This window comes from Frigoriflavimonas asaccharolytica (assembly GCF_013294015.1).
Taxonomy (GTDB): domain Bacteria; phylum Bacteroidota; class Bacteroidia; order Flavobacteriales; family Weeksellaceae; genus Frigoriflavimonas; species Frigoriflavimonas asaccharolytica.
In genome coordinates this window covers 1-2,041 of sequence record NZ_JABSNO010000058.1, presented here as the reverse complement: position 1 = coordinate 2,041, position 2,041 = coordinate 1, and the positions used below count along the sequence as shown (strand labels likewise).

Annotated in this window: 2 protein-coding genes; both read right to left on the bottom strand. The window is 29.0% G+C overall.

Annotated elements, in window-relative coordinates; genetic code table 11:
• Window positions 1-105 precede the first annotated feature (105 nt).
• Window positions 106-1,200, bottom strand: a complete 1,095-nt coding sequence (locus HNQ03_RS15960) for a M48 family metalloprotease (protein ID WP_173780690.1) — start codon at window positions 1,198-1,200, stop codon at window positions 106-108.
• Window positions 1,201-1,288: 88 nt separating this feature from the next.
• Window positions 1,289-1,912, bottom strand: a complete 624-nt coding sequence (locus HNQ03_RS15955; protein ID WP_173780689.1) for a hypothetical protein — start codon at window positions 1,910-1,912, stop codon at window positions 1,289-1,291.
• Window positions 1,913-2,041 lie beyond the last annotated feature (129 nt).

Below are 2,041 nucleotides of genomic sequence, written 5' to 3'. Positions count from 1 at the left end.
AAGGTTACCAAGTGGGGAGCAAAAGCTACCGAAGGTTCCGTTCAACGGGCTTTCATTTCTTGTCTTTCAGACAAAACGAAAGCTTAGTTATTGTAGGAAGTACTTTTATCTTTTCTTTTTTTCAACGTAAGTAAAACTTTCACTATCCCATCCGATATAAAATGATTTAAATCGAATTTTTCTACCTGGAACCATTAAAGCTTCTAACCAAGATAATGTAACCCTATCACCTTGATAATAGTCAATTAAATTAAATTGGTATCTCTGTCCAATTTTTCTATCCTCATCATATTGCTCTTTGTTTATTTTAGTTAACTCCAATGTTACTAGCATATTATGATATGGGTCAATATTATTTCCTGAAGGATCTTCTTTGTCTATGTTGATAATAATTCCTTCATAATCGTTATAATTGTTTCCATTACGGTTAACATAATGAATCATGTCCTCAGATAAAATATCTTTCTCATAGAATTTAGTAATTTGGTAATTTTCGTCGTCATCAATAGGCGAAGGTGGAATTGCGCTACTATATCTTTGTGCATTTGCTTCATTCCAACCCTTGGTTATTGAGGCAATACGTTTATATTTTGATGGATGTGAGTCATTATCAGTTTCAGAACCTAACAAGGAAATCGCATTTTTTGCTTCTGAAAGTTTAGCTCCCATTTTAAAAAGTATGAAACCTGAAAATTTATCTGCTTCCAGCTCATCGTCTAAGTTTCCGTGATTATTAAGGGTATGACCCGATAAATGATGACCAATTTCGTGCGCAAGTATTGACATTGAATTCCAATAAGTGTCACCGAGTTTATCACTATAATTAAATAATCGTTGATCATATATGATATATCTCTTATTATCAATCATTGTCGCTACTGCATTTTGGATATTTGCACTATAATACTCGAAATTCATTGGAATTCCTACGTGCTGAAGTATAGAATTGATTTGGTCAATTTCTCTTTTTTTTGGTATAGATAAATCAATATTGGTTCCTCGTAAACGATATGTGTAACCACAACCAACATCAATGTTACTAATTTTACCAGTTGTTTTTTCAGATGGTTTAATTACTGTCGTTTTAGTTTCAATAACATCATTATTGGTCACTTGCTTATCAGTGTTTTGTTCTATTTTTTTTTCATTGTGACAGGATAGAAAAACTAAAAAGACAAGAAATTGTAAAGCTAATTTCATACTTTGAATTATATTTAATTTTGGAATATTTTATAGATTTTCCCTAAAATTGTTTAGGTCTTATCATCATGATTTTTTTTGAAGTTCTTTACATTTTCTTAATATTTGGAAAAGCATAATCGTCCATTTTTTTTTCGAAAATTGTTATTTTGGTAGTTAAGTCTTTGAAATAATTTGCACAAATTTCATTTGCTTTTTTAAAACTACAACGATATATTTCAGTTGCATTTGTTAAATCATCTTTAGTATAAACATAACCAACTGCTTCATTAGGTTTTAACAGCTTGTGAATTTCTTTTTCGTGAAAACCTCTTTTATCGCAGAAATATGAAACAAGAATTTTCCAATCATTTGTTTCTGCGTAACCTTTTTTGTCATTCAGGGATAACTGTCTTTTAGCAACAGTTAAATTGTCTTTTGAGCTACCTATTTTTATAAGTTTCAATTTTTTGCTTCCTGCAATATATATAAAACCATTATCATAAAGTTCTTTATAAATTTTTATATCGTAACTATCACAAATTAAACAGTGATTACTTCTTGATTTTATGTTATGACCTTTTTCACAAAGACTTGTATTATAAGCGTAGTATTTATTTTGCGAACGCATCAAATTTTTAAAATTTTCATTTATTACATTTTGTTCTGCATCGATTGTAAACTTCAAATCTATAGAATGCCTTTCAAAAAATTCAGATGTTTCTTTATTCATTTCTTATTTGCGTTATTTTTTTTAGTATTTCCTACAACGTCAGTCTGTGAAAAAACCTTCGTTTATTATATTCAAAAATAGGGAAATAATTTTAATAATTCGCTTCTATTTTCGTATATTTAATGATGC

Excerpts from the sequence above, each read along its gene's own strand:
- HNQ03_RS15960 (WP_173780690.1), bottom strand. The coding sequence starts at position 1,200 with ATGAAATTAGCTTTACAATTTCTTGTCTTTTTAGTTTTTCTATCCTGT.
- HNQ03_RS15955 (WP_173780689.1), bottom strand. The coding sequence starts at position 1,912 with ATGAATAAAGAAACATCTGAATTTTTTGAAAGGCATTCTATAGATTTG.